1 protein-coding gene and 1 pseudogene are annotated in these 1531 nt (G+C 57.5%); both read left to right on the top strand.

Annotated features, from left to right (window positions below; translation table 11 throughout):
- Positions 1-170: pseudogene (locus tag WCA53_RS00010) on the top strand (alpha,alpha-trehalose-phosphate synthase); the annotation flags it as partial.
- Between the two features lie 221 nt (positions 171-391).
- The gene (locus tag WCA53_RS00005; RefSeq protein WP_423903887.1) at positions 392-1465 is read left to right on the top strand and encodes a glycosyltransferase family 4 protein; all 1074 of its coding nucleotides are present in this window, start codon (positions 392-394) and stop codon (positions 1463-1465) included.
- The last annotated feature ends 66 nt before the right edge of the window (positions 1466-1531 follow it).

Below are 1531 nucleotides of genomic sequence, written 5' to 3'. Positions count from 1 at the left end.
ATATGGTGGGTATGAGCGAAGCGATCGGCGTGGCGCTTTCCATGCCTCTCGCCGAACGCAAGCAGCGCTACGAGACCAACATGGTTGCGTTGCGCAAATACAACCTGGGCGTCTGGCGCGACTCCTTCCTGGCGGACTTGAAGGGCGTCCAGCGCGCCACGGAAGGTTAAAAACGGCTTTACCGATAGGCTTGAACGAGTGTTTCACGACTGTAACAGGGTTGCGGAAGTGAAAATTTTGACGAATTTGCGGCTTTCGCAGCGAATAATGGCGGTGTCGTCGCGATGCGTCGGATGGGTAACGCGCAACGACCGTCGAACGGACAAGCACAGCAGTGGCTGTGCAACCCGGCGATGTAAGACTAAGTGGAGACGCGATGGAGACGCGAAAAATGAAAATTGCACAGATTGCCCCTTTGACCGAATCGGTTCCGCCCAAGCTTTATGGCGGTACGGAGCGGGTCGTGTCGTATATCACCGAGGCGCTTGTCGACCTCGGACACGACGTGACGTTGTTCGCCAGCGGCGATTCGCAGACGAAAGCCAAACTGGAAGCTGTGTGGCCGCGCGCGCTGCGCCTGGACCCGGCCATTCGCGATCGGATCGCGCCGCATATGTTGCTGATGGAGATGGTGCGTCGTCGCGCCGATGAATTCGACGTGTTGCATTTCCACATGGATTACTACTCGTTTTCGCTTTTTAAGCGGCAGGACACGCCGTTCGTCACTACGTTGCATGGACGGCTCGATTTGCCTGAACAGCAGCCGATTTTCAATACCTTCGATACCGCTCCCGTTATTTCCATTTCGGACGCTCAACGTCATCCTTTGCCGCAGGCCAAGTGGTTGACCACGGTTTATCACGGGTTGCCGGAAGATCGCTATATGCCGCAACCGGTCGAGCAGCGTTACCTGGCGTTTCTCGGGCGTATATCGCCGGAAAAGCGTGTCGATACCGCGATTCGGATTGCTGGCAAATGTGGCATGAAGATCAAGATTGCCGCCAAAGTCGACGAGGCGGACCGCGAGTACTTCGAGCGTGAAATTGCCCCGCTGATGAAGCTGCCGCACGTCGAGTTTATCGGTGAGATCGATGACCATCAGAAGGCTGAATTCCTGTCGGGCGCGCATGCGCTGCTATTTCCGATTGACTGGCCGGAGCCGTTTGGCCTTGTGATGATCGAATCGATGGCGTGTGGCACGCCGGTGATTGCGTTTAATCGCGGTGCGGTGCCGGAAGTGGTGGACGAGGGTGTGTCGGGGTTTATCGTCGAGGATGAAATTGGCGCGGTTGCGGCCGTGAACCGGCTGCATACGATCTCGCGAGAAGGGGTGAGGAAACGCTTTGAAGAGCGTTTCACATCGAGGAGGATGGCGCAGCAATATGTGGATGCGTATCAGGCTGTGATTCGCGCACAGCGGCGGTCGCGGTTAAAGCTTATTGATAGCGCGGTTGGATCACCGTGAGGGGGCTCCGCGGGGGAGCCGGTTCCGGTGGTGATGGGACGGGGTGCTGCTCGCGGAGAGTGTGGG

It is taken from the genome of Caballeronia sp., assembly GCF_049581465.1.
Classification (GTDB): domain Bacteria; phylum Pseudomonadota; class Gammaproteobacteria; order Burkholderiales; family Burkholderiaceae; genus Caballeronia.
The sequence above is the reverse complement of the archived record's forward strand: the minus strand, read 5'-3'. Positions and strand labels throughout refer to the sequence as shown.

Bases quoted from the DNA above. Each gene is read 5' to 3' on its own strand.
- WCA53_RS00005 (WP_423903887.1), top strand. From the start codon at position 392: ATGAAAATTGCACAGATTGCCCCTTTGACCGAATCGGTTCCGCCCAAG.